The 26256-nt window shown below is 59.9% G+C and carries 7 protein-coding genes and 1 pseudogene; 6 read left to right on the top strand and 2 right to left on the bottom strand.

Annotation, left to right across the window (positions count from 1 at the left end):
• Nucleotides 1-131 precede the first annotated feature (131 nt).
• Complete coding sequence (locus I9018_RS25130) at nucleotides 132-623, bottom strand: AAA family ATPase (protein ID WP_241107820.1); 492 nt, start codon at nucleotides 621-623, stop codon at nucleotides 132-134.
• Nucleotides 624-711: 88 nt separating this feature from the next.
• Nucleotides 712-1497 (bottom strand): annotated as a pseudogene (locus I9018_RS25125) (IS3 family transposase); the annotation flags it as partial.
• Nucleotides 1498-2276: 779 nt separating this feature from the next.
• Here I9018_RS25125 and I9018_RS25120 point away from each other — a divergent pair.
• From I9018_RS25120 to I9018_RS25095, 6 genes are all read left to right on the top strand, one after another.
• Nucleotides 2277-3023: a class I SAM-dependent methyltransferase gene (locus I9018_RS25120; protein ID WP_241107818.1), complete on the top strand. Its 747-nt coding sequence runs from the start codon at nucleotides 2277-2279 to the stop codon at nucleotides 3021-3023.
• Between the two features lie 30 nt (nucleotides 3024-3053).
• Nucleotides 3054-4079: an L-threonine 3-dehydrogenase gene (gene tdh, locus I9018_RS25115; RefSeq protein ID WP_241107817.1), complete on the top strand. Its 1026-nt coding sequence runs from the start codon at nucleotides 3054-3056 to the stop codon at nucleotides 4077-4079.
• A gap of 49 nt (nucleotides 4080-4128) precedes the next feature.
• Nucleotides 4129-6489, top strand: a complete 2361-nt coding sequence (locus I9018_RS25110; protein WP_241107816.1) for a GNAT family N-acetyltransferase — start codon at nucleotides 4129-4131, stop codon at nucleotides 6487-6489.
• A gap of 1155 nt (nucleotides 6490-7644) precedes the next feature.
• The gene (locus I9018_RS25105; RefSeq protein WP_185698392.1) at nucleotides 7645-7965 is read left to right on the top strand and encodes a hypothetical protein; all 321 of its coding nucleotides are present in this window, start codon (nucleotides 7645-7647) and stop codon (nucleotides 7963-7965) included.
• A 163-nt stretch (nucleotides 7966-8128) separates the two neighbouring features.
• Entirely contained in the window at nucleotides 8129-24961 is a 16833-nt protein-coding gene (locus tag I9018_RS25100; protein WP_241107815.1) for a GNAT family N-acetyltransferase, read from the top strand.
• The gene (locus tag I9018_RS25095; protein WP_241107814.1) at nucleotides 24958-26256 is read left to right on the top strand and encodes an NAD(P)-binding domain-containing protein; all 1299 of its coding nucleotides are present in this window, start codon (nucleotides 24958-24960) and stop codon (nucleotides 26254-26256) included. Before I9018_RS25100 ends, I9018_RS25095 begins: the two co-directional genes overlap by 4 nt.

The following is a 26256-nucleotide window of genomic DNA, read 5'->3' as shown; positions in this document are numbered from 1 at the left end:
TGGTAATGTTTCTGATTCAGAAGTGGGGGAACGATAATATGTCCGGCCTGCAGCACTGTTGAATAGATCGAGGATGTTCGCGACCGTCCTTGGGCGAGCAGCTAGTTGCTTCCGCATAACTGGAAGTCGACTCAGTCTTTAGGGGCATAAGCGTCCGCGCTAGTCTGTGCATCAACGGCTAAAATTTCGCTGAAACCCTCGCTCAAGCGTGGAGGCTGAAGTGCTTTAAAGACGTTCCTAATGGCCTTTTCAGGAACCATCTCATCATCAGGGCGCAATTGATTACGTGCCAAACAGTCTTCCAGCGAAGTAGTAAAAAAAATTGCAACCACATCAAGCTCATGCTTCTTGGCAATCTGTATGAGCGATTCACGCTCACAGCGTTGAACCAGGATGGCATCAAAGATTACAGCGCTAGGCTCAATTAAAAGCATCGATTTGGCCCAAGTGCTTTTTCCTGCACCCTGAGCGCCTATCAATAGATACAGACGAGAAGGCTTAGGAGTCGCTAGCAGAGCCTCTGATAGGGCAAGATGAGCCCTCTGCCAAGCCAGTCTATTGAGCTCAGCGTCGATAATGCGCCCATTCTCCGTCTGTAGAAAGTGATCAGGGTTGATGTGCATGATGGTGGCCTGCAAGTAAAAGCGCGAATGTAGTATTTGAAAGCAGGGCTGGCCGTAGTGGCCTGGCCCGGAGCTGGTGGACAGGTAGTTAAGAGTTACTGCTCGCATAGCGCCGCTCAAACTCCATCGGGCTGAGATAGCCCAGCGTCGAGTGGCGGCGACGGTGATTGTAAAAGCGGATGTAGTCGAACAGGTCGGTTTTCGCCTCGTGGTAGCTGGCATAGCGCGTCAGGTACACCCGCTCAGCCTTCAGCGAACGGAAGAAGCTCTCCATCGCGGCGTTGTCCCAGCAGTTCCCGGGACGTGAATGGCTGGGCACGATTCGATGTCGCCGAAGTAAGGCCTGGTAGTCGTACGCGCAGTATTGGCTGCCTCGATCCGAGTGCAGCAGCACTTCTTCTTTCGGCTGTCGGCGTGCAATGGCCATCTCCAGCGCGGCGTGTACCAAGGCCTGCTGCATGCGGTGGTGCATCGCCCAACCGACGACGGCTCGTGAATAGAGATCGAGTACGACTGTCAGATACAGCCAACCTTGGGCCGTCCGCACGTAGGTCATGTCCGAGCCCCAGTGCCGATTGGCACGATCCGAGGCGAACTGGCGATCCAGGTGGTTCGGGGCAATCGGCAGAGCATGACGACTGCTGGAAACCAGCCGCCAGCGCTTGCGCGAGCGAACGCGCAGACCGGCTTCGCGCATCAGTCGAGCAACCCGGTGTCGACCACACGTATGCCTCATGGCCACTAACTCGGCCTTGATTTGGCGATGACCATAGATCCCATTCACCTCGTGGTGAATGGTGCGGATCTCCTTGCTTAGACGCCGATTCGCCATCTCTCTCGCCGAAGGTGGCCGCTGCTGCCAGGCATAGAAGCCGCTACGGGATAGCGACCAGCCAACGCCTCGATGGCGCGGAACTTCACTTCGTGGGCTGCGAGAAGATGGCTAGTGCCTTTTTTAAAACATCGCGCTCCATGGTGACCTGAGCCAGTTGCTGGCGTAGACGACGCAACTCCGCGCTCTCACCACGCTGCTTGCCGTTGCCCGGAAAGGCATCGTCCTTGCTGCTCGTACTGGCGCTTCCATTTGCCCTGCAGGCTTTTCAGCGATGCCGAGCGTGGCGAAGCGGGGTACCGGCAAGCAGCTGGTCTACCGCCTCGTGTTTAAAGGATTCAGGAAATCGTCGTCTGGTCTGGATCATGAACACTCCTTGTGGTGGACAATATCTGCCTTAAGTCAGTGTCCACTCAGCTTGGGACAGACTACTAAGGGATATGGTGTTGTCTAATGGTTCCTGGGGGTGTTGATTTGGGTTCTTTGATTTTATTTGAAACACTATTAGTTGTTGGCGGATGATGCTTGGATCGTATGTGAATTAGTTGATATTTAATTCTTAGGGGTCTTGTTCTTGTTTAAGGTTGTGAGATTATAATTTTTCTAATTCTTTTTTGCTATATGTTTATTCATTTATATCTTTAATTGTTATTTGACATGTACGGTGAATCATACAACATTTAGTGTGAGGATTGGTTTTTATATTTAATAGAGGCATTTTTAAATGCTTTTATATCTATATCTGGTCTTCATGGGTTTGTTGTTTTGCTTGGTAAAGTCTTTGTGTGGAAGTTTGGAGTGGTTAATTAAGGATGATAAGTATGGATAGTGCAAATCATAGTCAGTTCAAAGAGCTTTCAAATATTTATACCAGTATGGCGGAATGGCCATTTAGGCGGGAAATAGAAATACCAAGTGTCTTAGAGTTGTTGGGGGATATAAAGGGTAAGAGAGTGCTTGACTACGGCTGCGGTGAGGGAACATATTCTCGGTTATTGAAAAGTTTAGGAGCTGAAAGTGTAACTGGTTTCGATCTTGAAAAGGGAATGCTGGTTCAGGCCGAAAATATTGAGCGTGTAAGTCCATGTGGCATAGAATATGTCTCGGAGTTGGATGTTTCTCTAAATGGGACTTTTGATGTGGTGCTTGCTGTTTATGTACTACCTTATGCTAATAATAAAGATCTTTTGATGGCAATGTGTAAGAATATGGCAAAGCTTTTAAAGCCAGGTGGTAAGTTGGTGGCATTGCCAGTTCATCCAGATTATGAAAAAAAACCTGGTTTTTACGAGAAGTATGGTTTTTCCATGTTGCAATCTGCTGTGTATCAAGAAGGTGGTGAGATACAATTGGATCTATTTTGCTCTGGAACTAAATCTAAAGTAAAAGCTTGGTATTGGTCTTTTTTAGCACTTGAAGAAGCGCTTGTTGGAGCTGGGTTTACGCATATAAATTTTACAAACCCATTGCCTGAAAAATATAAGGACATTGATCGGGCTCCTGAGTTTCTTCAAGATTACTTAATGGTGCCTCATGCTGTAATTATTGATTGTATTAAGTTTGATTGAGTCGATTTTTAAGAGTAAAGGAGAAGCTCTATGTTGGCTCTTGTTAAAGCGGAGGAGTCCGTTGGCCTGTGGATGCGCGATGTTCCTACAGCAGAAATTATGGAAAACGAGGTGCTCATAAAAATTCACAAAACGGGCATTTGCGGTACTGATTTGCATATTTGGAACTGGGACGGTTGGGCGCAGAAGAATATTCCTGTTCCACAAATAGTTGGACATGAATATTCCGGTGTAATAGTTGAGCTGGGAAGGAATGTTAAAAACCTGCGGTTGGGCCAACGTGTAACAGGTGAGGGGCATCTAGTCGACTTAAACTGTCGGGCGTCCAGGGCTGGATGCTTTCATTTGGACCCGCATACCCGAAGCGTAGGTGTAAACCATCCTGGGGCCTTTGCCGAGTACTTGGCGTTGCCGGCTTTTAACGTCGTTCCGCTGCCTGATGAGATAGATGACGAACTTGGCGCCATACTCGATCCTTTGGGGAATGCTGTACATACGGCGCTAGCATTTGATGTGACTGGTAATGATGTAGTCATCACCGGCGCCGGTCCTGTTGGCATCATGGCGGCAGCCGTGGCACGTCATGCCGGTGCGGGACGCATTTTCATCGCCGACCTCGAGCCATTTCGTTTGGACTTGGCCTGTCGGTTAGTTGATGTAATTCCGATAGATATAAGGCAGAACAGTCTGGCAGATGCCGCACGCTTGTATGGACTTAAGGAGGGGTACGACATTGGATTCGAAATGAGCGGAAGTAGTTCAGCATTGGACTCGCTGATTGAATCAATAGCTACTGGTGGCCGTCTTGCTTGTTTGGGGTTGCCAGCAGCCAGTATTACTATTAAATGGGAGGCTGTTGTTTGTAAAAGTCTTCGTATTGAAGGTATTTATGGTCGAGAGATGTTTGAGACTTGGCGTAAAATGCTCAGTATGCTAAGTGGCGGGTTGCAAGTGAAAGGCATAATTACCCATCGTTTTGCGGTAGAAAATTTTTCTCAGGCATTTAATACGATGAGTGCAGGGCAGTCAGGGAAGATTATTTTGAACTGGTGTTGAGTGTTCGGAATATGAACTTAAACTTAATCGATTCCAAGGAAGGGATAATATGGTTATCAAGGTGGAAGTTCTCAGTTCATTTGAAGAGCTGGATGTGGATGAGTATTGCTCGTTTGTTGGAGCCTGTTCGGCTCCTTTTTTTTACGATTTAAGATTCATTCGTGCAGCTGAACGCTCTCCGTTGATAGGGTTTAAAAAGGTTTTCTATTTGCTGGCTCGGGTTGACGGTGATCTTGTTGGATTTTTACCTGCATATTTACAGAGACTTAGTGATGTTGATCCTTTAGGAGTGTTATCGAAAAACTGCGGCTTAAACAATGATGGTGATGATTTGGGCCTGTTTAGCCATGTTATGCATTGTTACGACAGCCGGCTGCTTTCCTGCAGGGAGGATACGACGGTTCATGCCGCGATTTTGTCAGCGTATGAGGATCTAGCAGTTAAGCACGGAGCGCGCTATTTCGCTATTCTCAATGTAGATGAAGAACCGTTGCTCAAGGTAGCTAAGGAGTATGGTCTTAATGTGTTGTATATGGTGGATCGCTATTACAAAAACTTGGAAGATTATTTTGATTTGAACTCGGTTGTTAAGTCTTTTCCTCAGAAGGGACGCAATGAGCTGCGTCGCCAGTTACGAAAGTTCGAGGCTGACCAAAGAGCTGAGATCAAGATACTAACGTCTCCCTTTGACCATCGCCTAGAAAAATTAGCGGAGCTGTGCCATAGCACTACGGCTAGAAGGGGAACGCCCCAGTTTTTTCCAACACATGCATTGGCAGATTTTGTTCGAGTTTGTGATGGTTTGGCTCGCCTGTTCATCATCGAACGTGAAGGAAACTTGATCAGTGGAATGATTTGTTATGAGCTAGACGATACTTTATGTCTTTGGTCGGCAGGGATGGAATATCACCATACTGAATTCAGTCCTTACACAATTCTAGTTTACTCTGCTTATCGCTATGCCTTCGAGAACGGTATCCGGTATATTGAATTTGGTAGACTTAATGAGAAAACAAAGACGCGTCTTGGTTTTTATGCTAAACCAATGCAGGCATTAGTCAGTCGAGACTTGAAAGACCTACGGCAACAGGTTCCAATAGTTGAGCGAAAGTACCTTGAAGGATCAACTCCGCAATATAGTCAATGGTATGCATCCAGAGTATGGAATGGTCGTGATTTCAGACGTATGCCGTCCATGGTGGTTTGTGTAAAAAATGAATCTGAGGTGGTTGAAGCCATAAATTATGCCCGTAAGAATAATCTGAAAGTCACAGTAAAAACCGGTGGGCATAGTTATGCCGGTAGCTTCCTACATAATAATACGCTACTGATTGATCTCGCCAATTTGAACGAGCTAGAAGTTGATTTTGAAAATCATCGGGTTACAGCCCAACCTGGTGTAACGAGCCAACAACTTAATGAAGTTCTTGCCGAATATGATTTGGCTTTTCCAACAGGTCATGCCCGGAATGTTATGCTTGGCGGATTCTTGCTGGGCGGGGGATTGGGAATAAACTGCAGTCAATGGGGAGGCATGAGTACCTTTAATATTGAGGCGTTAGAGGTGATCACTTCCGATGGTCAGATACGTTATGTTGATAACTGCAATAGTCCAGATCTATTTTGGGCTGCCAGAGGTGCAGGGCCTGAGTCATTCTTTATAGTTACTCGGTTCTATCTTAAATGCTGGAAGCGCCCATCGGTTATTACTTCTAGTGTATATTCGCTGAGTTTAGAGCAAGTGCCTGTTTTGCTCGCCGGTTTGGAGAAAGCCAGTCCGCAGAAAAATATACAGATTATGCTGGCGGTAGGTCCTAAACCTGAGGGAGGTCACGAGGGATTATTAAGTATAATAATTTTTTCCAATAGCCGCGGCGATGCTCTTGATCTTCGTGCCTCACTAGTCTCGCGTCTTGGCAAAGCGTTGAAAGTAGTAGAGGAAGATCAATCGGTAGATTTTGAAAATTTCTATAAGCAAAGCGATGATATGCTAGTTTCTCGACGTTATCGTACAGACAACATACTCACTGACAGGGGAGAGGAGGCCTTCAAAATCTTGGCCCGTAATCTTGAGCTGCCTCATTCAAGAGCTACAGTTCCGTTAATTATATGGCGAGGAGAATACACCTATCCGGATGCAGCCTTTTCAGTGAAAGGTAAGTATTTCATTTCTACTTATGCCCAATGGGACGACCAAGAGGATGACGAACTAAATACTGACTGGTTGATAGAGCTATATAATCAGTTGGGGGAGATTGCGACGGGCAGCTATGTCAACGAATTTGACTTGGAGGCCCGTAAGGAGAATGTATCTCGCTGCTTTAGCGCTTCTGCTTGGTTGCGTTTGACGACACTGAGAGAATATTACGACCAAGATAAGCTATTTGCTACTTCTGTCTTCAAACATTAATTTATAGTTCGATTCTATTTTTTTATGTAATTGAGTTTTTACATAATTTCTGATTTTCCAGGCGTATTTGGTCATCGAGCAAAATGACGTGAACCTCAACGCCTGCAGGTATTATCAGTGGATGAGTGAGGCGTAACTGTCCAGGCTTCAGCGTGACCGTTTCCGAGTGCTGGTGAGCCGCAGGTGATAAGGAGTATGGCTTTGAACATACGGGCTGTACCTAGTTACTTGTAGATAGGTACAGCCTGGGTCGACTCAAAACTGAGCGTAATAGAATGTGGGTAACTTGCAGTCTTTAATTTTTTTAGTACGGTTAAGCTGCGTTCTCTCCCATAAAAATTCCTAAGAAATAGTATAGGTATCAATGCCTGTAGTTCAGGGTTTAATAAGTCGTTGTAGTTGTCTTTTAAAATGTAATTTAATTTCTTGCGGGCGGTTTTTCTATTTAATGGTTTGGGCTTGATTTGATTTTTATTGCTGCTTTAATTTTGCTTGTGATGTTTTTTATGTATTTATGGTTGTAGCTCTTGTTTGTTTTTGTTGTGGAAGTTTAATTTTTATATTGTTGGTGTGATGCATAATGTAAGTTTGATTGAGCCTTCCATGGATATGTTTCATGTAAGCCTCGCTGTCGGGAGGAGTTTTCAAAAGATTGTTTTCTCTGATTTGTAAAAATTATTTTTGTATTTTCTCTGATAGTTTTTTCTAATTTTTACCGGCCCTAGCCTTAGGTGATTTTGATTCCTGAGTATAAGGTGGTTGTTGTAGCTGTCAAGAATTTTAGGTTGATTGCTAATTCCAATTGGTTGTTTGGATTGCGTTTTTCTCCCGCTCGTCAGGTGTAGGCAGAAAATTTTTATGGTTAGGTTGAAAAGGTATGAAGCTGTTCTATCCTGTTGTGTCTATAAGACATTTCGGTTTTTGATTTTTTCTAGGTCATATCCTAAGTGAGGTTTTTCGCCTGCGAGTGGTTTGGTTTTTGAGGTTTTTGAAACGTATATATTTGTTTTTCGAGATGGATATCTATAGTTTCAGTATGTGCGCGCGGCGCTTAAATCTTTATTTAGGTTATTTACCAATTAAGACGCCCCTTTAACTAAAGGCGAGTCAATATTCACGAATACCAAGAAAATAGCACTTCAAAGAGGATAAGTTATGAACACCACCAGGGACGGTGCGTATCACATCTTTGGCGTCTGCCATGAGCCCGACAGCCGCTTGTTCGTCGACTACGCGGTCGACGACCCCGGCGCATGCGAGCCCCGACTCCTGGATTTCATCCGTTGCTCCAGCGATCCCGCGCTGGCCCGCTGGCCTGCCCGGACACAACTGGCCAGCGGCGATGTCTTCGAAATCGAATGCGTGCAGGACGTGAGTGCCGCGCAGGAAGCGGTGGAGTTCTGGCGTGCGTACTTTCGCATGCTCGGCATGACCGTCTTCGAGGCCCGCCATCTGGTGGACCGGACCGGCGAATGATCCATCCGGGGAGTGCCATGCGTTCGCGCGTCGAGCATTCCAGTTCCTGAGCACACCTCAAGACCTGGCCTGTACCGGGGCCAATGCCCTCACGTCCCTGCATGAACCCCATGCCGCCAAGACGCTGGCCACTAGCTGCTGCGGATACCGCTGGAGGTATGTCGTGACCGATCTACTCAATCGCCTCGCCGATGGTTGGCTAGCGCTGCCGGTGCTCGAGGTCCTTGACCAACATGGCGTGCTGCGCGCCCTGGAAAGCGCACCCGACGGCATCAGCGCCCGCAGCCTGGCCCGGGCCTGCGCCGCCAACGAGGGCCAGTTGCGGGTGGCCTTGCGTCTGTTGCTGGAGCTGGGATGCCTGGTGCAGCTGGCCAACGATCACTACGAGCTGACGCCAGGGATGAGCATTCGCATCCCGGCCGGCGCCGACGCGCTGATCCGCCTGTCGCTGCCGCAGTTGCTGGGCGAGCCTGCCGGCCACGAACTGCGCTCCTGGCTCGAGCGTTCCGCTGGTGGCTGGGAAAATGCTCCCGAGCCGATGGCGACCTGCCTGGATGGGGCGCTGTTGGCACCGTTGGTGATGGCGCTGGAACAGGCCGGCGGCGCGCAGGTCTTGCAAGAGCAGGGGGCTAGCACCGGAGGGCCGGCCACAGGGCTGTCCAGTGCGGTGCTGGAGGCGCTGCGCCGATACTTCGAGCAACGTACCTGGGGATATTGGCAAGGCAACGGTTTTTGCCTGAACGATGCCGGCCGTGCACTGCTGGAAGGCACTGCGCAGTTGCGCGCGAGCCTGGCCTGGCAACCGCTGCCGGACCAATTGCAGGTACTGCTGTTCGGCGATGCCAGCTCGATCCAGGAACCCAAGGAGGAAGATGCAGGTTCTTGGCCGACCGAGTATCTCGCTGCGTTCGAGGCTGCCGTCGTCGCTCGATTCGACCAACAGCCGCTGGAGCAACAACCAGGTTATCTCGTCGAGGTGGGCTGCTCCGATGGGGCGTTGCTGCGTCGCCTGTACCTGGCCATCGCCAATCACAGTCGGCGTGGCCAGCACCTCGAGCGCTACCCGCTGCGGCTGATCGGCGTCACGGCCAGCAGCAAGCAGCACGCCCGGGGGCAGCAAACCCTGGAAGGCCTGCCGCACCTGTTATTGACCGGTGACGTCGGCGATCCCCAGGGGCTGCTTGCCAGCCTGGGCGCCAACGGTATCCGCGACCTGGAGAACATCCTCTATATCCATGCCTTCCAGGAACATCGGCGGGCCTGGCAGCCGCCAGTCTCGACCCGGGGCATCGACGACCAGCGCCATGCGCGCCCAAGCAGTGTTCATGTGGATCGGCATGGAGCCTGCATCGAACCGGCGGCAGCCTTGCAGGGCCTGGTCGAACATCTGGCCCGCTGGCAGGAAATCACCACACACCACGGCCTGATACTGCTGGCCGCCCATTGCCTGCACCCTGGTAGCGCGCAACAGCATGCCCGGCGCAGCGGGGCGCTGCATCTGGACGCCAGCCACGGTTTTGCCGGGCACCAGCTGTTCGAGGCCCCGGTGTTCCTGCTGGCCGCGGCGCAAGCCGGATTGTTTCCGGATCGGGCCGTGGCCCAGGGCTTGCCCCGTGGCGAGTTGTTCACCCAGGCCAGCCTGAATCGTCTGTTGCCACGGCATTACCGTATCCGCCACCCATTACCCAGGGACTTGCCACGGCTGCGAGAACTGGAGCTGGCCTGCTGGCCCAGCGGGCTGGGGGCTACCGAAGCGGTGTTGCAGCGCCGGTTGGAGCTCTACCCCCAAGGCCAACTGGTGCTCGAGTACCAGGGGCAGCTAGTGGCGGCGATCTATTCCCAGCGCTTGGCGGCGGTCGAGCAGCTACGCCACAGCGATTGCTTTCAGGTCGAGGCCTTGCATGATCCGGCCGGCCCCGTCGCACAGCTGCTGGGTATTTGCGTGCACCCGGAACACCAGGGCGAGGGGCTGGCCGATGAGCTGATCGATTTCACGCTGGTATACCTGGCCAGCCTCGACGCAGTGCGCAACGTGGTCGGGGTGACGCGCTGTCATCACTATGACGCCCGCCGAGCTGACGCCTTGTCGCTCAAGGACTACATCCGCCGCAGGGACGAGGTTTCCGGGCGCTTGCTCGAACCCATGTTGTGGTTTCACGAAAGTCATGGCGCGCAGGTGCGCGAGGTACTGGAGGGCTATCGGCCCGGCGATGCGGTCAACCGCGACGCCGGGGTTCTGGTGGAATACCCCGATGTGCGGAACATGCCCCCGCCACTCAAGACAACGGCAGCGCCATCACTGGCCGTCCCGTCCGGACAGTGGCCGCAGGTGGTAGGCCAATTGCTGCTGGGGGTGTTGGGCGAAGCCCGGGCCGAGGCCTACGGCGAGCACGTGCCATTGATGGAGATGGGCCTGACTTCGTTGCAGATGCTCGATTTGCGCCATCGCCTGGCGGAGCGCCTGGCCAGCCCGCTGCCGGCCACGTTCTTTTTCCAGCACGGGACCCCGGCGGCGATCATCGCCTATCTGCAAAACCACAGTGCCCCGGCCCACGAGCGAACCAGGCACGCGCCTGCGCCGGTAGCCGAGCCGGCGCCTTGTGCTCCCGACCCCGGGGGCATCGCCATCGTCGGTGTGGGCTGTCGCTTTCCTGGCGGCGCCTCTTCACCGGAGCGTTTCTGGAGCCTGTTGCAACAGGGCATCGATGCGGTTGGTCAGCGGGATGGCCCGGACGACGAGCTGGAGCGCGGTGGTTTCATCGAGGGCGCGCAGGAGTTCGACCCACGTTTCTTTCGTATTTCCCCCAGGGAAGCGCAGCTGCTCGATCCCCGGCAGCGGCTGTTGCTGGAAACCGCCTGGGAGGCACTGGAGCAGGCGGCGATCGCGCCAAGCAGTTTGCGTGGTTCCAGTACCGGGGTGTTCGTCGGCCTGATGGGGCATGGCTATGACTTGCTCTTGCGGCAAACGGGGCAGGGGCACGAGTCCAGGCCGGCCTTCACCACCGGCAATGCGGCTTCGGTCGCGGCCGGGCGTCTGGCGTATTTCTTCGACTGGCATGGGCCGGCGCTGTCGGTGGACACCGCTTGCAGTTCATCACTGGTGGCGGTCCACCTGGCCTGTGAAAGCCTGCTGGGCGGCAAGTGCGAGGTGGCCCTGGCCGGTGGCGTGAACCTGCTGCTGGATCAGGCGGAGTCCGAGGCCTTCCGCGCTGCCGGCATGCTCTCGCCGCGGGGCAGTTGCAGCACCTTCGATGAGGCCGCCGATGGCTATGTACGGGGCGAAGGCTGCGGGCTCCTGGTGCTCAAGCGTCATGCCGACGCCCTGGCTGCCGGCGACCCGATATGGGCGGTCATCCGAGGCAGTGCGATCAATCACGATGGCGCCAGTGCCGGGCTGACCGTGCCGAACCAGTCGGCCCAGCGTGGGGTCATCGAAGCCGCGCTGGCCCAGGCCGGCCTGGCCCCGCACCAGGTGCAGTACCTGGAAGCCCACGGCACCGGCACTCGCTTGGGCGACCCGATCGAGGTGCAGGCCGCCGCCCAGGCATTGGGAGCTGGCCGGCAAGCGCAGCGTCCGCTGCTGCTCGGCTCGGTCAAGGCCCAGCTCGGGCACCTGGAGGCCGCCGCCGGCGTGGCGGGGCTGATCAAGGTCATTCTTGCCATGGGCAAGGGGCAGATCCCCGGGCAGTTGCATTTTCACTCACCCAACCCGCAGGTGGACTGGGCCAACCTGCCGGTGCAGGTGGTCGATCGGCCCCGCCCGTGGTTCGCCGGCCGGCGGATTGCCGGCGTCAGCAGCTTCGGTTTCAGCGGCACCAACGCCCATGTGCTGCTGGAAGCCTGTGAACCACCGCCACCTGCCGTAGCGAATATTGCTGCGCCAGTGCTGATCCTGCTTTCGGCGCGGACCCGGGACAGCCTGCTGGCCAGCGCCGAACGCTTGCGCGCGGTGGTGACGGATGACCGCTTTGCCCCGGCGCAGTTGCGCGATATCGCCTACACCCTGCAGGTCGGGCGTGAGGCCATGGCCCATCGTCTGGCGCTGCTGGCCCGTTCATTGCCGGATCTGGCCAGCAAACTGGCAGGGCTGGGCCAGTCCGGGATCGAGGCTGGCGAGCTGTGGCTGGGCGAAGCCTCCCAGGATCACCAGCCGCCTGCCGATGCCCCGGCCAATGTGGCCCAGGATCGGCTGCAAGTCCTGGCGCAACGATGGGTCCAGGGAGCCGTCGTGGACTGGACGCAACTCTACACAGCGCCGTTGCCACGCCGGATCGACTTGCCGACCTATCCGTTCGCCCGCCAGCTCTGCTCGGTACTGCATGGAAGCACAACAGGGAGCATCACTATGGAGCGTCAATCCCCACAGTCGCCAACCACCGCCTTCGCGGGGGACTCGTCCCGGTCCGGGCTCGATGCCGGCAAGCCGCGCAAGTTGCAGTTGCGCGCCCTGGAGGATGGACCAGCCATCGAGCCCCCGGCGCCGGCGGAGCAGGCCGCGCCGGTAGCCGCACAAGACTCGCCCATGGCCGCCCAACCGGTCGCGGCGCCCCGTGCCCCGGAAGTTGCCCCCCATGTGCAGGCCGAGCGGCGCGCGCTACTTGAGCGCGAGCTGACCACCAGTCTCGCTGCCGCGCTGTTCCTCGATCCTGGCGAGATCGGCCTGGATCATTTGTTCGTCGACCTGGGCCTGGATTCGGTGATCGGTGTCGAATGGGTCCGTGATCTCAACCGGCGCTATGGCCTGGCGCTGAACGCACCGGTGGTTTATGAGCATTCCAGCGTCAGGCGCATGGCCGCCCTGGTCGAGCAGGCCTTGCAGCCCAAGGCGCCGATCCAGGTTCAAGGGCCATCGGCTTCGCTTGCCCCGCAGCCGACTGTCGCCAGGGCTGCGGCCAGCCCAGAACCGCCTGCACAACCAGAGACGGCGCCAATACCAGCCGCGCCTGCACCTGGTGCGGCCGGGAGCGCAACGGCCAGCGAAGGTATCGCCATCATCGGTATGTCCGGGCGCTACCCGGGAGCCCCGACGCTGGATGCCTACTGGGACAACCTGGTGGCCGGTCGCGACTGCGTCGAGGAGATCCCGCCAGCGCGCTGGAGCGTCGACGACTACTACGATCCCGAGGCCGGCAAGCCGGGCAAGACCTACAGCAAGTGGCTGGGACGGCTGGATGACATCGACTGTTTCGATCCGTTGTTCTTCAACATCTCGCCGGCGGAGGCGGAATGGATCGACCCTCAGCAGCGCCTGTTCCTGGAGGAGGGCTACAAGGCCTTCGAGGACGCGGGGTATCCGCCGCAGAAATTGAGCGATGCCCGTTGCGGGGTGTACCTGGGCATCATGGGCCCCAGTGAGTACGGCTGGCTGGCCCAACAGCAGCGCGGCGCGGCGGAAATCACCGGCAGGAGCGAGGCGATAGCCGCTGCGCGCCTGGCCTATTTCCTCAATCTCAAGGGGCCGGCGCTGCTGGTGGACACCGCTTGCTCGTCGTCCCTGGTGGCCACACACCTGGCCTGCCAGGCGCTGCGCGGCGGCGAAGTGGATGTGGCCCTGGTGGGCGGCGCCACCCTGTACCTATCGCCCGAGATATACATGAGCATGTGCAAGGCCGGCATGCTCTCGCCCACGGGCAAATGCCGGACCCTGGACAACGCCGCCGATGGCATCGTGCCCGGCGAGGGCGTCGGCGCCCTGGTACTCAAGCGCCTGGCCGATGCCGAGCGCGATGGCGATCGTATTCACGGAGTGATCGTCGCGTCGGGCATCAACCAGGATGGCAAGACCAACGGCATCACTGCGCCCAGCGCCAGCAGCCAGATTGCCCTGGAGCGTGAGGTGTACGCCCGCCACGGTATCGATCCGCGGAGCATCTCCTATGTCGAGTTGCACGGTACGGGAACCAAGCTGGGCGACCCGATCGAGCTGACAGCCCTGGATACGGTGTTCCGTGAGCGGACCGAGCAGCGCAATTTCTGCGGCCTGGGTTCGGTCAAGAGCAACATCGGCCATACCACGGCAGCAGCCGGGGTCGCGGGGGTGCACAAGGTACTGCTGCAGATGCGCCACCGTGAACTGGCACCGACCCTGCATTTCGCCACGCCGAACGAGCATTTCGATTTCGCCCGCTCGCCGTTCTTCGTCAATAGCCACCACCAGAGCTGGCAAGTCGCCGCTGGCCAACCGCTGCGCGCGGCGGTCAGCGCCTTCGGCATCAGCGGCACCAATGCCCACGTGGTGATCGATGCCTACCAGCCGGCTGTCGCACCGGCGGCCGCCGAGGCGGGTGCCCCGGCGCTGCTGGTGCTGTCCGCGCAACGCGCTGACCGCTTGCAGGAATACGCCAAGGCGCTGTTGCGGTTCATCGAGCAGCAACCACGACTCGACCTGGCGGCCCTGGCCTACAGCCTGCAAACCGGCCGCGCGGCCCTGGAGCAGCGGTTGGCCTTCGTCGCTACCTCGCTGGAGCAGGTACGCCAGGCGTTGGGCGACTTCATCAGCGGCACGCCATCGGCATGCCTGCTGAGCGGCGAGGTGACGACGGCCAAAGACGCCGCTTCGGTGTTGGCCGGCGAAGAGGAGTTCCAGCAGCTGCTGGTCAGCCTATTGGAGAAACGGCGCCTGCAGAAGCTGGCCGAACTCTGGGTCAGAGGGGTGGTGATCGACTGGTCGTGCTTGTATGGCGCCGATCGTCCGTCCCGCTTGTCGCTGCCGACCTATCCCTTCGCCCGGGAGCGCTATTGGGTAACGCCCCAGGCGGCGACCGGTTCAACGCCAGATGAGCGGGCGGTCCTGCACCCATTGCTCCACTGCAATAGTTCGACCCTGCACGAACAGCGCTACAGCACCCGACTCTCGGGCAACGAATGGTTCGTTCGCGAACACCGGGTGGCCGGGCAACCGGTGGTGCCGGGGGTGGTGCAGCTGGAGTGGGCCCGCGCAGCGGCGGCCCTGGCCAGCGAACTGCCAGTGGGGCAGACGATGGTGCTGGAGGAGGTGGCCTGGTTGCGCCCGCTGGTGGTCAGCCAGCCGCTGCTGGTGCATATCGGTCTGGTGGAAGAGCCGGGGCGCGGGGTCCGTTATGAGATCCATAGCGGTACCGGCACGCAAAAACTGCTTTATAGCCAGGGCTGGGTGCGCCCCGCGAGCGGGCAACCAGCGCCGCAGGTCGACCTGGCCGCCGTAGGTTCCTCATGCGGGTCGCAGGTGGACGCTGCGAGCTGTTATGCGCGCTTCACCGAACAGGGCCTGGAGTACGGCGCGGGGTTTCGCGCCCTCAAGGAACTGCGCAGCGGCCCGCTGGCAGCGCTGGCGAGCCTGGCTGTGGCCAGCGCGGCACCGGGCTATACCTTGCCCCCATCCCTGCTGGATGGTGCATTGCAGGCCGCTACTGGCTGGCTGGCCAAACCGGCGCTGCAACTGCCATTCGCCGTGACCCGGGTCGAACAGTGGGGTCCGCTACCGAACCCAGCATGGGCGGTGGTGCGGCACACCAGCGGGGAACAGGGCGCAGGGCAGAGCTTCGATGTCGACCTGGCGCACGCCGATGGCCAGGTTGCGGTGCGCTTGAGCGGCTTTTGCTGTCGCACGCCCGCGCAACCAAGGCTTGCGGGAGAGCTGACCCTGGCCCCGCGTTGGCAAACGCTAGAGGCCGTGAGGACCATCGCCGATACCCAGGACCAGCACCTGTTGGAAGTTCCAGGGGCAATTGCTCGCCAATGGGGCACGCCTGATGGGGCGGCTGCCTGTGCCAGCTGGTTGGGCGCCAGGACCGGGTTCGACCATCTGCTCTGGCATGTGCCGCAGGGCCAGCCCGGGGTCGCACGGATCGGCCTGCAACTGGTCCAGGCGCTTTTGGCCCTGGACTACGGTAGCCGGCCCTTGGCGTTGACGGTGGTCACCCGCCAGGCGCTGCCGGTTCTGGCCGCAGAAACCGGCGATCCAGAACAGGCCAGTGTCCACGGGCTGATGGGTTCGGTGGCCAAGGAATATAGCCATTGGCAGGTGCGCGTGCTCGACCTCGCCGGCCAGGCTCCCTGGCCTTCGGCGCAAGCTGGCCCGGATGTGCCAGAACTGCCGGGGGAAACCCTGGCCCTGCGCGACGGCCAATGGTATCGCCAGCGCCTGGTGTCCTGCGTACTGCCGGACGTCGGCGACAGTGTGCTGCGCGAACGGGGGGTCTACCTGATTCTCGGTGGTGCCGGCGGTCTGGGCACGGTCTTCAGTGAATACCTGATCCGTCGCTACCAGGCCCAGGTGATATGGCTGGGCCGTCGTGAGACCGATGCGGCGATCGAGGCGCAACGGGCGCGCCTGGGCAGCCTCGGCCCCACGCCGCTCTACCTGCGGGCGGATGCCAACGACCGGGCGGCGCTGGAAGCCGCCGAGCAGACCGTTCGCCGCCGTTATGGCGCGGTGCATGGCGTGGTGCACGCCGCCATCGTGCTGGAGGATCGCGGCGTGGCGCAGATGGCCCCCGGGGTATTCGATGCCGCGCTACGGGCCAAGGCGGCCACCAGCGAGAACCTCGATGCGGTGTTCGGCCGGCAAGACCTGGATTTCATGCTGTTTTTCTCATCGATGCAAAGCTTCATCCGCGCCCCGGGCCAGGCCAACTACGCCGCCGGTTGCTGCTACGCCGATGCTTTTGCCCTGGGCCTGCGGGAGCGGCCATACCCGGTGAAGATCATCAACTGGGGCTATTGGGGCAGTGTTGGCATAGTGGCCAAGGCCAGCTATCGGCAGCGAATGGAGGCGGCCGGGATCGGCTCGATCGAAGCACCACAGGCCATGGCGCTGCTGGAGCGCCTGCTGGCCAGCCCACTGCCACAGCTGGCGTTCTTCAAGGTCCGGCATGCGCAAGCCGCGAGCCAATGGGCAGTGGCGGACGATCGCCAGTTGCAGATCAGCGCGCCGGTGGCCCCGGTGATCTTGAATGGCGACTCCTCGCTCGACCTGCCGCAGCGGGCGGCTCCGGTGCTGGCCGAACTGGAGCGAGCCCTGGCGCAACTGCTACGCAATCTGCTGGCCCATCAGGGCTGGGAGCATGGCCCTGCAGGCTTGGCTTCGGCCTACGTCGGTTGGCGCGAGGATGCCCTGCGCCTGCTGGATGCCAGTGGCCAGGCGCAGGCGGCGACGGACTGGCCTGGCGCCTGGCGACAATGGGAAGCCGACCGCGAGCGCCTGCTGCAAGGCCCCGACCAGGCCGTGGTGCACAACCAGATCCGCTTGCTCGATGACGTGCTGCCGGCGTTGCCCGGGATACTGCGCGCAGAGTTCGCGGCCACCGCAGTGCTGTTCCCGGGCGGGAGCGTGGAGCGGGTGCAGGGTATCTATCGCGGTCATCCGCTGGCCGACTACTTCAACGCCGTGCTGGCGGAACAGCTGCTGGCCTATGTGGCGCAGCGCCTGGCCGCTGATCCCCAAACACGGTTGCGGATCATCGAGATCGGCGCGGGAACCGGCGGCACCAGCGAGCGGCTGCTCCAGCACTTGGCGCCCTATGCGCAGGCGATCGACGAGTACTGCTACACCGATGTGTCAGAGGCATTCCTGGCCCATGGGCGTGAGCAGTACGGGGAGCAGGCGTCGTACCTGCGTACCGGTAACCTGGACATAGAACGCGATCCACGCAGCCAGGGCTTCGAACCCGGGCACTACGACGTGGTGGTAGCGGCCAATGTCCTGCACGCGACGCAAGACATCCGCCGCACCCTGCGGCACGTCAAGAGCCTGCTGCGGGGCAATGGCCTGCTGTTGCTCAACGAACTGACCCAGGCCAGCCTGTTCACCCACCTGACTTTCGGCTTGCTCGATGGTTGGCGAATGGCGACCGACGTTGCGCTGCGGGTTCCCGGGACCCCGGCATTGGCGCCATCGACCTGGCGGCACGTACTGGAGCTCGAAGGTTATGGCTCGCTGAACCAGCCGGCGGCAGTGGCCCATGGCCTGGGCCAGCAAATCGTCACCGGCATCAGCGATGGGGTGATCGAGTCCCAGGGCGAGGCGGCGCGGCAGGCGGGGCAGGAGAGCGGCGACAGTGCTGCCCGGGAAACTCGCCCAGCAAGTCCGGCGCCGAGCTCGCAGCCAACGGACTTGGCGCAAGAGCGCGGAATGCCGGTGCGCCAGGCGATCCACGAGGCGCTGCTGGAAGTGCTGAAACTCGACCGCGCCCGGGTGCAGGAGGACCAGGCCTTTGCCAACTACGGTGTGGACTCGATCACCGGCATCACCTTGATCAACGCGCTCAACCAGAAGCTCGGCCTGCGTCTGCCGGTCACGGCGCTGTTCGATTTTCCGTCGCTCAGGGCGCTGGCCGAGCATATCCAGCGCACGTACCCGTCCCTGGAACAACAAACCAACCGTGCCGAGGCGCCTGCCGCCAGGCTGCCGGTGCCGCCAGTGGCTGCAACCGAACCCAGTCGTCGGTATTCGCCGGCCAACCCAGCCTTCAGTCCTCAAACTTTGAACTTGGCGAGAGAGGGGCGGTTTCCGCTGCGCCAGGTGATTCACGAAACCCTGTGTGAAGTGCTGGAGCTTGAACGTACCCGGGTGCAGGACGACCAACCATTTGCCATCTACGGCTTGGACTCTATCAACAGTTTCGCCATGATTAATGCGCTCAATCAGAAGATAGGCCTTCGTCTTCCTGCCGCGGTGCTGTTCGACTTTCATTCGATTAGGGCGCTGACTGAGCATATCGAAGGTGTGTACTGCACCTTGGGGCAACAAGTTAACCGTGCCGATTCCCTGTCGACTGAACTTCCTTCGGTAGTTCAGGTGGCGGAGCAATTGCCGCGGTTGTGCCGGCAATTGCGAATCGAGGGCCCAGGGCAGATCGATGAATTGCAACCTATCGAAGCGCCCTTGCTGCCGCTTGGCCCGAATGAAGTGCGGATCGCGGTACGCGCCTTCGCCCTGAACTTCGGCGACCTGTTGTGCGTAAGCGGCCTGTATCCCACCCAGCCACCATATCCCTTCACCCCGGGTTTCGAGGCCAGCGGCGTGGTGCTGGAGGTGGGGGCGCAGGTGTCGCGGGTTGCGCTCGGCGATGCGGTGTTCGCCTTGGCTGGCGAAGCCTTGGGGGCCCACGCCAGCGTCATGACCTGCTCCCAGGACCGGGTGTTCGCCTTGCCGAAGGGGCTGTCGTTCGAGGAAGCCTGCGCGCTGCCGGTGGTGGCCTTGACCATGATCGCCAGCTTTGCCCGGGCCCAGGTCAAGCCCGGCGAGCGGGTACTGATCCAGACCGCCACCGGCGGCACCGGGTTGATCGCCGTACAACTAGCGCAGCAAGCGGGAGCGGAGATCTATGCCACTGCTGGCTCCCAGGAAAAGCTCGACTACCTGGCCGGGCTGGGGGTCGCCCACCGGATCAATTATCGCGAAGAAGATTTCGAGAAAGCGGTGTTGCGGCTGACCCAGGGCCAAGGTGTGGACGTGGTGATCAATACCCTGGCCGGAGATGCGATCCAGAAAGGCTTCAACTGCTTGGCGCCTGGCGGGCGTTATGTCGAACTGGCGATGACTGCACTAATGTTAGCCCGCAGCATCGACTTGTCGCGGCTCAACGACAACCAGGCGTTCATCAGTATCGACCTGCGCAAGCAGACCCGGGACAACCCGGTGCTGCTGCAAGAGTTGGCCGATGAAATGACCAGGTTGCTGGAGGCTGGGGCGATCCGGCCCACCTTGAGCCGGGTCTTCGATTTCAGCGAGGTGCAGGACGCCTACCGCTGGTTGGCTGACCGGCGCAACATCGGCAAGGTGGTGGTCCGGGTGCCGCAAGCCGCGGTCGTGCCGGAGCCTGCACCGCAGCTTGCCAGTGACTCGGGCCGGCCCGAACCGATCGCGGTGATCGGCATGAGTGGCCGCTTCGCCAGTGCCGATAACCTGGACGATCTCTGGCAGATTCTCGCTCAGGGCCAGGATCTGCTGGAGGATGTGACGCGCTGGGATCTTGCGCGACATTTTCCCGCCTATGCCACGTATTGCCGGCGTGGCGGTTTCCTGCGCGACATCGATTGCTTCGATCCGCTGTTCTTCAATATCTCCGGGCGCGAGGCTAAGGTCATGGACCCGCAGCAGCGCCTGTTCCTCGAAGAAGCCTGGCGCGCCTTGGAGGACGCCGGGTATGCGGGCGTTAGCGGCGAAGGCTTGCGCTGCGGCGTTTATGTGGGCTGCGCTGCGGGCGATTACCAGCGGTTGTTGGAGAGCGACGCGCCGGCGCAGGCGTTCTGGGGCAATGCCGGTTCGGTAATTCCGGCGCGCATCGCCTATCACCTCAACCTGCAGGGCCCGGCCGTGGCGATCGATACCGCCTGCTCCAGCTCGCTGGTGGCGTTGCATCAGGCCTGCCAGGGGCTGCGCACCGGGGATGCCGACCTGGCTTTGGCTGGCGGCGTGTTCGTGCAGAGCACCGAGATGTTCCATCTCCAGGCCCAGCAGGCCGGTATGCTTTCACCCAGCGGCTGCGCCTATGCCTTCGATGCCAGGGCCGATGGTTTCGTCCCGGGCGAGGGGGTCGGCGTGGTCGTGCTTAAGCGCCTGTCCCAGGCCCTGGCCGATGGCGATGTGATCCATGGCGTGATCCGTGGCACAGGGGTCAACCAGGATGGCGCGAGCAACGGCATCACGGCCCCCAATGCTAATGCCCAGACCCGGCTGGAATTGGAGGTCTATCGGCGTCACGGCATCGAGGTCGAGCATATCGGCCTAGTGGAGGCCCACGGCACCGCGACGGTGCTGGGCGACCCGATAGAGGCCAGGGCTCTCGCTGACGCCTTCGCCCAAGGCGGCCATCGGGGCGCACCTTGCGCCCTTGGCTCGATCAAGAGCACGGTCGGGCACACGGCAACGGCGGCGGGCATCGCGGGGGTCCTCAAGGTGCTGCTCGCATTGCGGCATCGGCAGATCCCGGCGTCGGCACATTTCGTCAGTGCCAATCCGCACATCGATTTCACCCACGGCCCGTTTCATGTCCCCACACGTACCGAACAGTGGCGCAGGCCCGTGGCCGGGGAGCGCCTGGCGGCCGTCAGCTCATTCGGCTTCAGCGGTACCAACGCCCATGCGGTGATCGCAGAAGCCCCCGAACGGCCGGTGCAGCCATCGACCAACCCGCTGCATCTGGTGGTGCTGTCGGCCAGGACCGCGCCCCAATTAAGGCTTCAGGTGCAGAACCTGCTCGCCCACCTGCGGCGTGAGCCCGTTGAACCGGGGGCTATGAGCCACACCTTGTTGCTGGGCCGGCGCCACCTCGAACAACGCCTGGCCTGGGTCACCAGCGATGCGGATGCGCTGTGCGCGCAACTGCTGCAATGGCTTGACGCCGGCGAGCTGATCGACGGCTACAGCGGGAGCGTCGACGGCACCCAGGAAGCCTCCACCAAGGCCCAGGCCCAAGCCAACCAATGCCTGCAAGACAGCCGCGCGCCGGCCAATTCCGAGATGCTCCGAAGGGCGCTGCTGTCACTGGCGCAGCTGTATGTCGAGGGGATCGAGCTGGACTGGGCGCGATTGTTCCAGGGGCAGCGGCCGTGCCGGGTCGCATTGCCGACCTATCCGTTCGAGAAAGAGCGCTATTGGCCATCCAGCAAAAATCAAGAGGACTGGCAGGGCGACGCTCAGGCTCAACCGGCGCCACCCCAGGCCAAGCCGGGGGCTGCGCTCGTCACGATGGGGAATGTCAGCGTCAGCAAGCTAGCCGCGGCAACCCAAGCCAAACCCGGCCGTCTTAAGTTGCGCTCCCTGGAGCAAGACCTGGAAGCCCTGGACCACTTCGAACCTGAGGTTGCGCAGCCGGCACAACAGGCGCGGCCGTTGCGGCCACTGCGGGCAATGGCCGAGCCGGAAGATTCGGCAAACATCCCCCTCACCGAGCCGCAATCCGAGGCGCTGCAAGCCCCTGCCGAGCCGACGCCTGTGACTTCGGCGCAGGCAAGACAGCAGGCGCCCAATCCCGACCTCTTCTTGCTGGAGCAAGAGCTGTCCGAAAGCCTCGCCCGGGCGTTGGGCATCGACGTGGAACGAATCCAGGCGGACAAGCCCTTCGCCTCGATGGGCATGGATTCGATCATCGCCGTGGAATGGAGTCGCGAGATCAACAAGCACTACGGCCTGTCCATCGGTGCGACCGCGGTCTACAAGCATCCGACCCTGGCGGGCATCGTCAGCTTGGTGGCGACGCAGCTCGAGACAAACGCACCGAATATGGTGACGCCCCCTGTAGCCCAGGTCAGTACTGACCAAGGTCCCGAGGTGGATCAGGAACCCGAGCCTCGCCTCGAGCAGGCCGCGCAATCCCCTCATGAGGTGCCGGAACAGGCGCTGGAGGGGATTGCGATCATCGGCATGGCCGGGCGTTATCCGGGGGCGGATTCGCTGGAGGCGTACTGGGACAACCTGGCCGCCGGCCGTGACTGCGTGGAGGAAATTCCCGCTTCGCGCTGGGACGTGAATGCTTATTTCGACGCAGATGCGCGGGAGCCGGGCAAGATCTACAGCAAATGGCTGGGCCGCCTGGATGACATCGACTGTTTCGATCCGTTGTTCTTCCGCATCCCGCCGTTGGAAGCGGAACTGATGGACCCGCAGCAGCGGTTGTTCCTGGAGGAGGGCTACAAGGCCTTCGAGGATGCGGGTTACGGCCCTCGACTGCTCGGCGAGTCCCGGTGCGGAGTGTACCTGGGCATGATGGGCGGCAATGAATACGGTGAATGGTTACAACAATGCCAGGTCGTGGGGGATTTCACCGGCAGCAGCCCGGCCGTCGCCGCGGCGCGCCTGGCCTACTTCCTGAACCTGAAGGGGCCGGCGCTCATGGTGGATACCGCCTGCTCATCGTCCCTGGTGGCCACGCACCTGGCCTGCCAGGCACTGCGCAGCGGCGAGATCGATATGGCCCTGGCCGGCGGGGTGACGCTCTACCTGGCGCCGCAAGCCTACTTGGCGATGTGCAATGCACGAGTGCTGTCCGCCCACGGCCGTTGTCGGACCCTGGACAACGACGCGGACGGTTTTGTCCCGGGCGAGGGCGTCGGTGCACTGGTGCTCAAGCGCCTGGATGATGCGATTCGTGATGGCGACGCTATCCATGGGGTGATAACCGCCTCGGGCATCAATCAGGATGGCAAGACCAACGGTATCACCGCGCCCAGTGCCGCAAGCCAGGAGGAACTGCTGCGCGATGTCTACGCCCGCTATGGCATCGATCCCGAGACCATCGGCTATGTCGAGCTCCACGGGACCGGGACCAAGTTGGGCGACCCGATCGAGATGGAGGCGTTGTCCACGGTCTTCCAGGAGCGCACGCAACGCCAGCACTACTGCGGCCTGGGCTCGGTGAAGAGCAACTTGGGACATACCTCGGCGGCAGCCGGGGTGGCGGGCTTGCACAAAGTACTGCTGCAGATGAAACATCGCGAACTGGTGCCGACCCTGCATTACCGCACGCCGAACGAGCACCTGGATCTGCAACATTCGCCGTTCTTCGTCTGCACGGCGCGCCACCCCTGGCAACCCGGGGCAACGCCGGGATTGCGCGCCGCCGTCAGCGCCTTCGGCATCAGCGGCACCAACGCACATTTGGTGGTCGACGAATATCGTCCAGCACCTAGTGTCGAGCAGGGCGCTGGGCATAGCCCACAACCCTCGCTGTTCGTACTCTCGGCCAGGCGCCCGGAACAACTGCGCAGCTGTGCCGAACGCTTGCTGGCCTATGTCGAACGCGAAGCTGCAGCGGATCTCGAAGCCATGGCCTACACCTTGCAGACCGGCCGCGCGGAACTCGAATACCGGCTGGCTTTCGTCGCCGATTCGCGGGCAAGGGTGCTCGAGAGCCTACAGGCCTTCATCGATGGCCAGGAGGTTGGCCAAGTTCAAACAGGCCAAGCGCGCAAAGCTGCGCCAGGCACCCAGGAAGGCGAAGGCTTGCAGGCCGGCCCAGCAACTCAGGACAACCTGCAGCGCCTGGGGGGCTTGTGGGTCGGTGGTACGCCGATCGAATGGCCGCGCCTGTATTCGGGCAGGCAGCCCAGGCGCCTGTCGTTGCCAACCTATCCCTTCGCCAGGGAGTCGCACTGGGTGCAGCCGGACGATGCCGTCGTCCGGCGCAGCGCCGCTGCGAGCACCACGCCATCAGCCAAACGCCTGCATCCACTGATCGAGCGCAATACCTCGAGCATCGCTGGCCTGCGCTACTCGACTTGGCTCGCTCCAGAGGATGAACTGGTGCGCGACTGTCACATCGCAGGACAGCCCGGCATGCCGGCCATCGTCCTCTTGGAGTGGGCGCGGGCGGCTGTGCTGTTGGCGCAACGGTTGCCGGCCGATAGCGCGGTAACCCTGCAGGACGTGCACTGGCTACGGCCGCTGTTGGTCGAGGGGGCGCTGGAGGTGCACTTGGAGTTGGCGGCGGACGAACTGGGCCACATGCGTTTTCGGATCTTCAGCCTGGAGGCTGACAGCGAAGCGCTGTACTGCGCAGGAACCGCCTGGCCGCAGGTCGTGGCGGATCAGTCAGCGCCACGGGTCGACCTGGCCAGGTTGAGGGTGGCCTGCAATACCAGCGTCACGGGGCAGGCCTGCTACGCCCACCTGGAGCGCGGCGGCGCGGCCTACGGCCCTGGCTTACGAGCCCTGCGCGAGTTCCGTCGGGGCACGCGGCTGGCCCTGGGCGAGCTGCACAGCCCGGATGCCAGCACGAACCCGAGCTGGCCGGAGGCAGCGGTGCTGGTGGCTGGTTTCCAGGTGGCCGAGGCGTTGCTGCCGGGTGCCCAGGCCTTGGTACCGCCGTTTAGGGTGGCCAGGGTGCAGTGCTGGGGAGCCTTGCCTAAGCAGGCATGGGTGATCGCAGTTCCTGGTACGGATGATCCGCAAGCGCACCCCCCCGTGGATATCGATCTGGCCGACGACGAAGGGCGCTTGTGCTTGCGCCTGCAGGGCCTGAGTTTCGGTGAGCCGGTTAGTCTCGACAACGACCTGACAGGAGCGATGAAATGAGCAGCGCAGCGAAGGTGGCGATCATCGGCGGCGGCCCCACCGGATTGGCCATTGGCCGTGAGCTCAATGCCGCCGGCATCGACTTCGTCCTGTACGAAGCGGAGGCGGACTTCGGCGGTGTCTGGAACAGCGAGGGCGATAGCGGCCGGACCTATCCGTCGCTGCACCTGATTTCGCCCAAGTCGAATACCCAGTTTCCGGATTTCCCCATGCCCGCGGAGTACCCGGACTATCCCAATCACCGGTTGATGCTGGCCTACCTGCGCTCCTATGCAGCCCGGTTCGGGTTGTATGAACGGGCTCAGTTCGGCACCCGGGTCGAGCAGCTGGAGCCCCATGCTCAGGGCTGGCAGGTCCATGTTGCCCAGGGCGGCCGTGAGTTCCACGAGTTGGTGGTGATCTGCAACGGCTTGCAGCGAACCGCTTACTTCCCGTCGATCCCTTGCACAGGGTTCGCCGGGGAGATCCTGCACGCGGCTGACTACAAGTCGCCCGACCAGTTGCGTGGCAAGCGAGTGCTGGTGATCGGCGGCGGCAACTCCGGCTGCGACATCGCCACCGATGCCGTGCATCACGCCGAGCGGGTCTATCACAGCACCCGCCGTGGCTACTATTACCAGCCCAAGTTCATCCACGGCATGCCCACTGCACTGTGGATGAGAGAGATTGCGGAGCGCTTCAGCAGCAAGGAGGGGTTCTGGCAGCACGTGTTAGAGACCTTCAAGGTGGCGAGCTTCGATGGCGCCGATTACGGGCTGCCCAAGCCCGACTACCCGATCAGCGCGGCGCATCCCATCATGAATTCCCACGTGCTGTTCCATATCGGCCACGGCGATATCGTGCCCAAGGGCGATGTCGTGGCCCTGGTGGAAGGTCAGGCGTTGTTCGCCGATCGATCCCGGGAGCAGGTGGACCTGGTCGTCTATGCCACCGGCTACAACCGCGACTTGTCGTTCATCGACCCGCAACTCTTGCATTGGTGCGATGGCATTCCCGATCTGTTCTTGCATTGCGCCCCGCGCAACCACGACAACCTGCTATGCATGGGGTTCGTCAATGCTGCGGGCGGCTTGGGCGATGCGGCGAAAATCCAAGGCAACTTCGTCCTGAACTATGCCCGTGCGTTCCTTGCCAAGACCAGGGGGCTGGAGGAATTTAACGAGGCCAAGTGCAGCCAGCAGGTGGACCTTGGTCAGGAACATTTCATCAAGTCGCGGCGACACCTGTGGGAGGCCGACCTGTGGAAGTACCTGGCCCAGATCAGGACGTACAGCAACATGCTCAAGAACGTTTGA

Source organism: Pseudomonas sp. MPFS, from assembly GCF_022537035.1.
Taxonomy (GTDB): domain Bacteria; phylum Pseudomonadota; class Gammaproteobacteria; order Pseudomonadales; family Pseudomonadaceae; genus Aquipseudomonas; species Aquipseudomonas sessilinigenes.
The sequence above is the reverse complement of the archived record's forward strand: the minus strand, read 5'-3'. Positions and strand labels throughout refer to the sequence as shown.

Coding starts and splice junctions, on each gene's coding strand:
- I9018_RS25110 (WP_241107816.1), top strand. CDS start 4,129: ATGGTTATCAAGGTGGAAGTTCTCAGTTCATTTGAAGAGCTGGATGTG.
- tdh (WP_241107817.1), top strand. CDS start 3,054: ATGTTGGCTCTTGTTAAAGCGGAGGAGTCCGTTGGCCTGTGGATGCGC.
- I9018_RS25105 (WP_185698392.1), top strand. CDS start 7,645: ATGAACACCACCAGGGACGGTGCGTATCACATCTTTGGCGTCTGCCAT.
- I9018_RS25095 (WP_241107814.1), top strand. CDS start 24,958: ATGAGCAGCGCAGCGAAGGTGGCGATCATCGGCGGCGGCCCCACCGGA.
- I9018_RS25120 (WP_241107818.1), top strand. CDS start 2,277: ATGGATAGTGCAAATCATAGTCAGTTCAAAGAGCTTTCAAATATTTAT.
- I9018_RS25130 (WP_241107820.1), bottom strand. CDS start 623: ATGCACATCAACCCTGATCACTTTCTACAGACGGAGAATGGGCGCATT.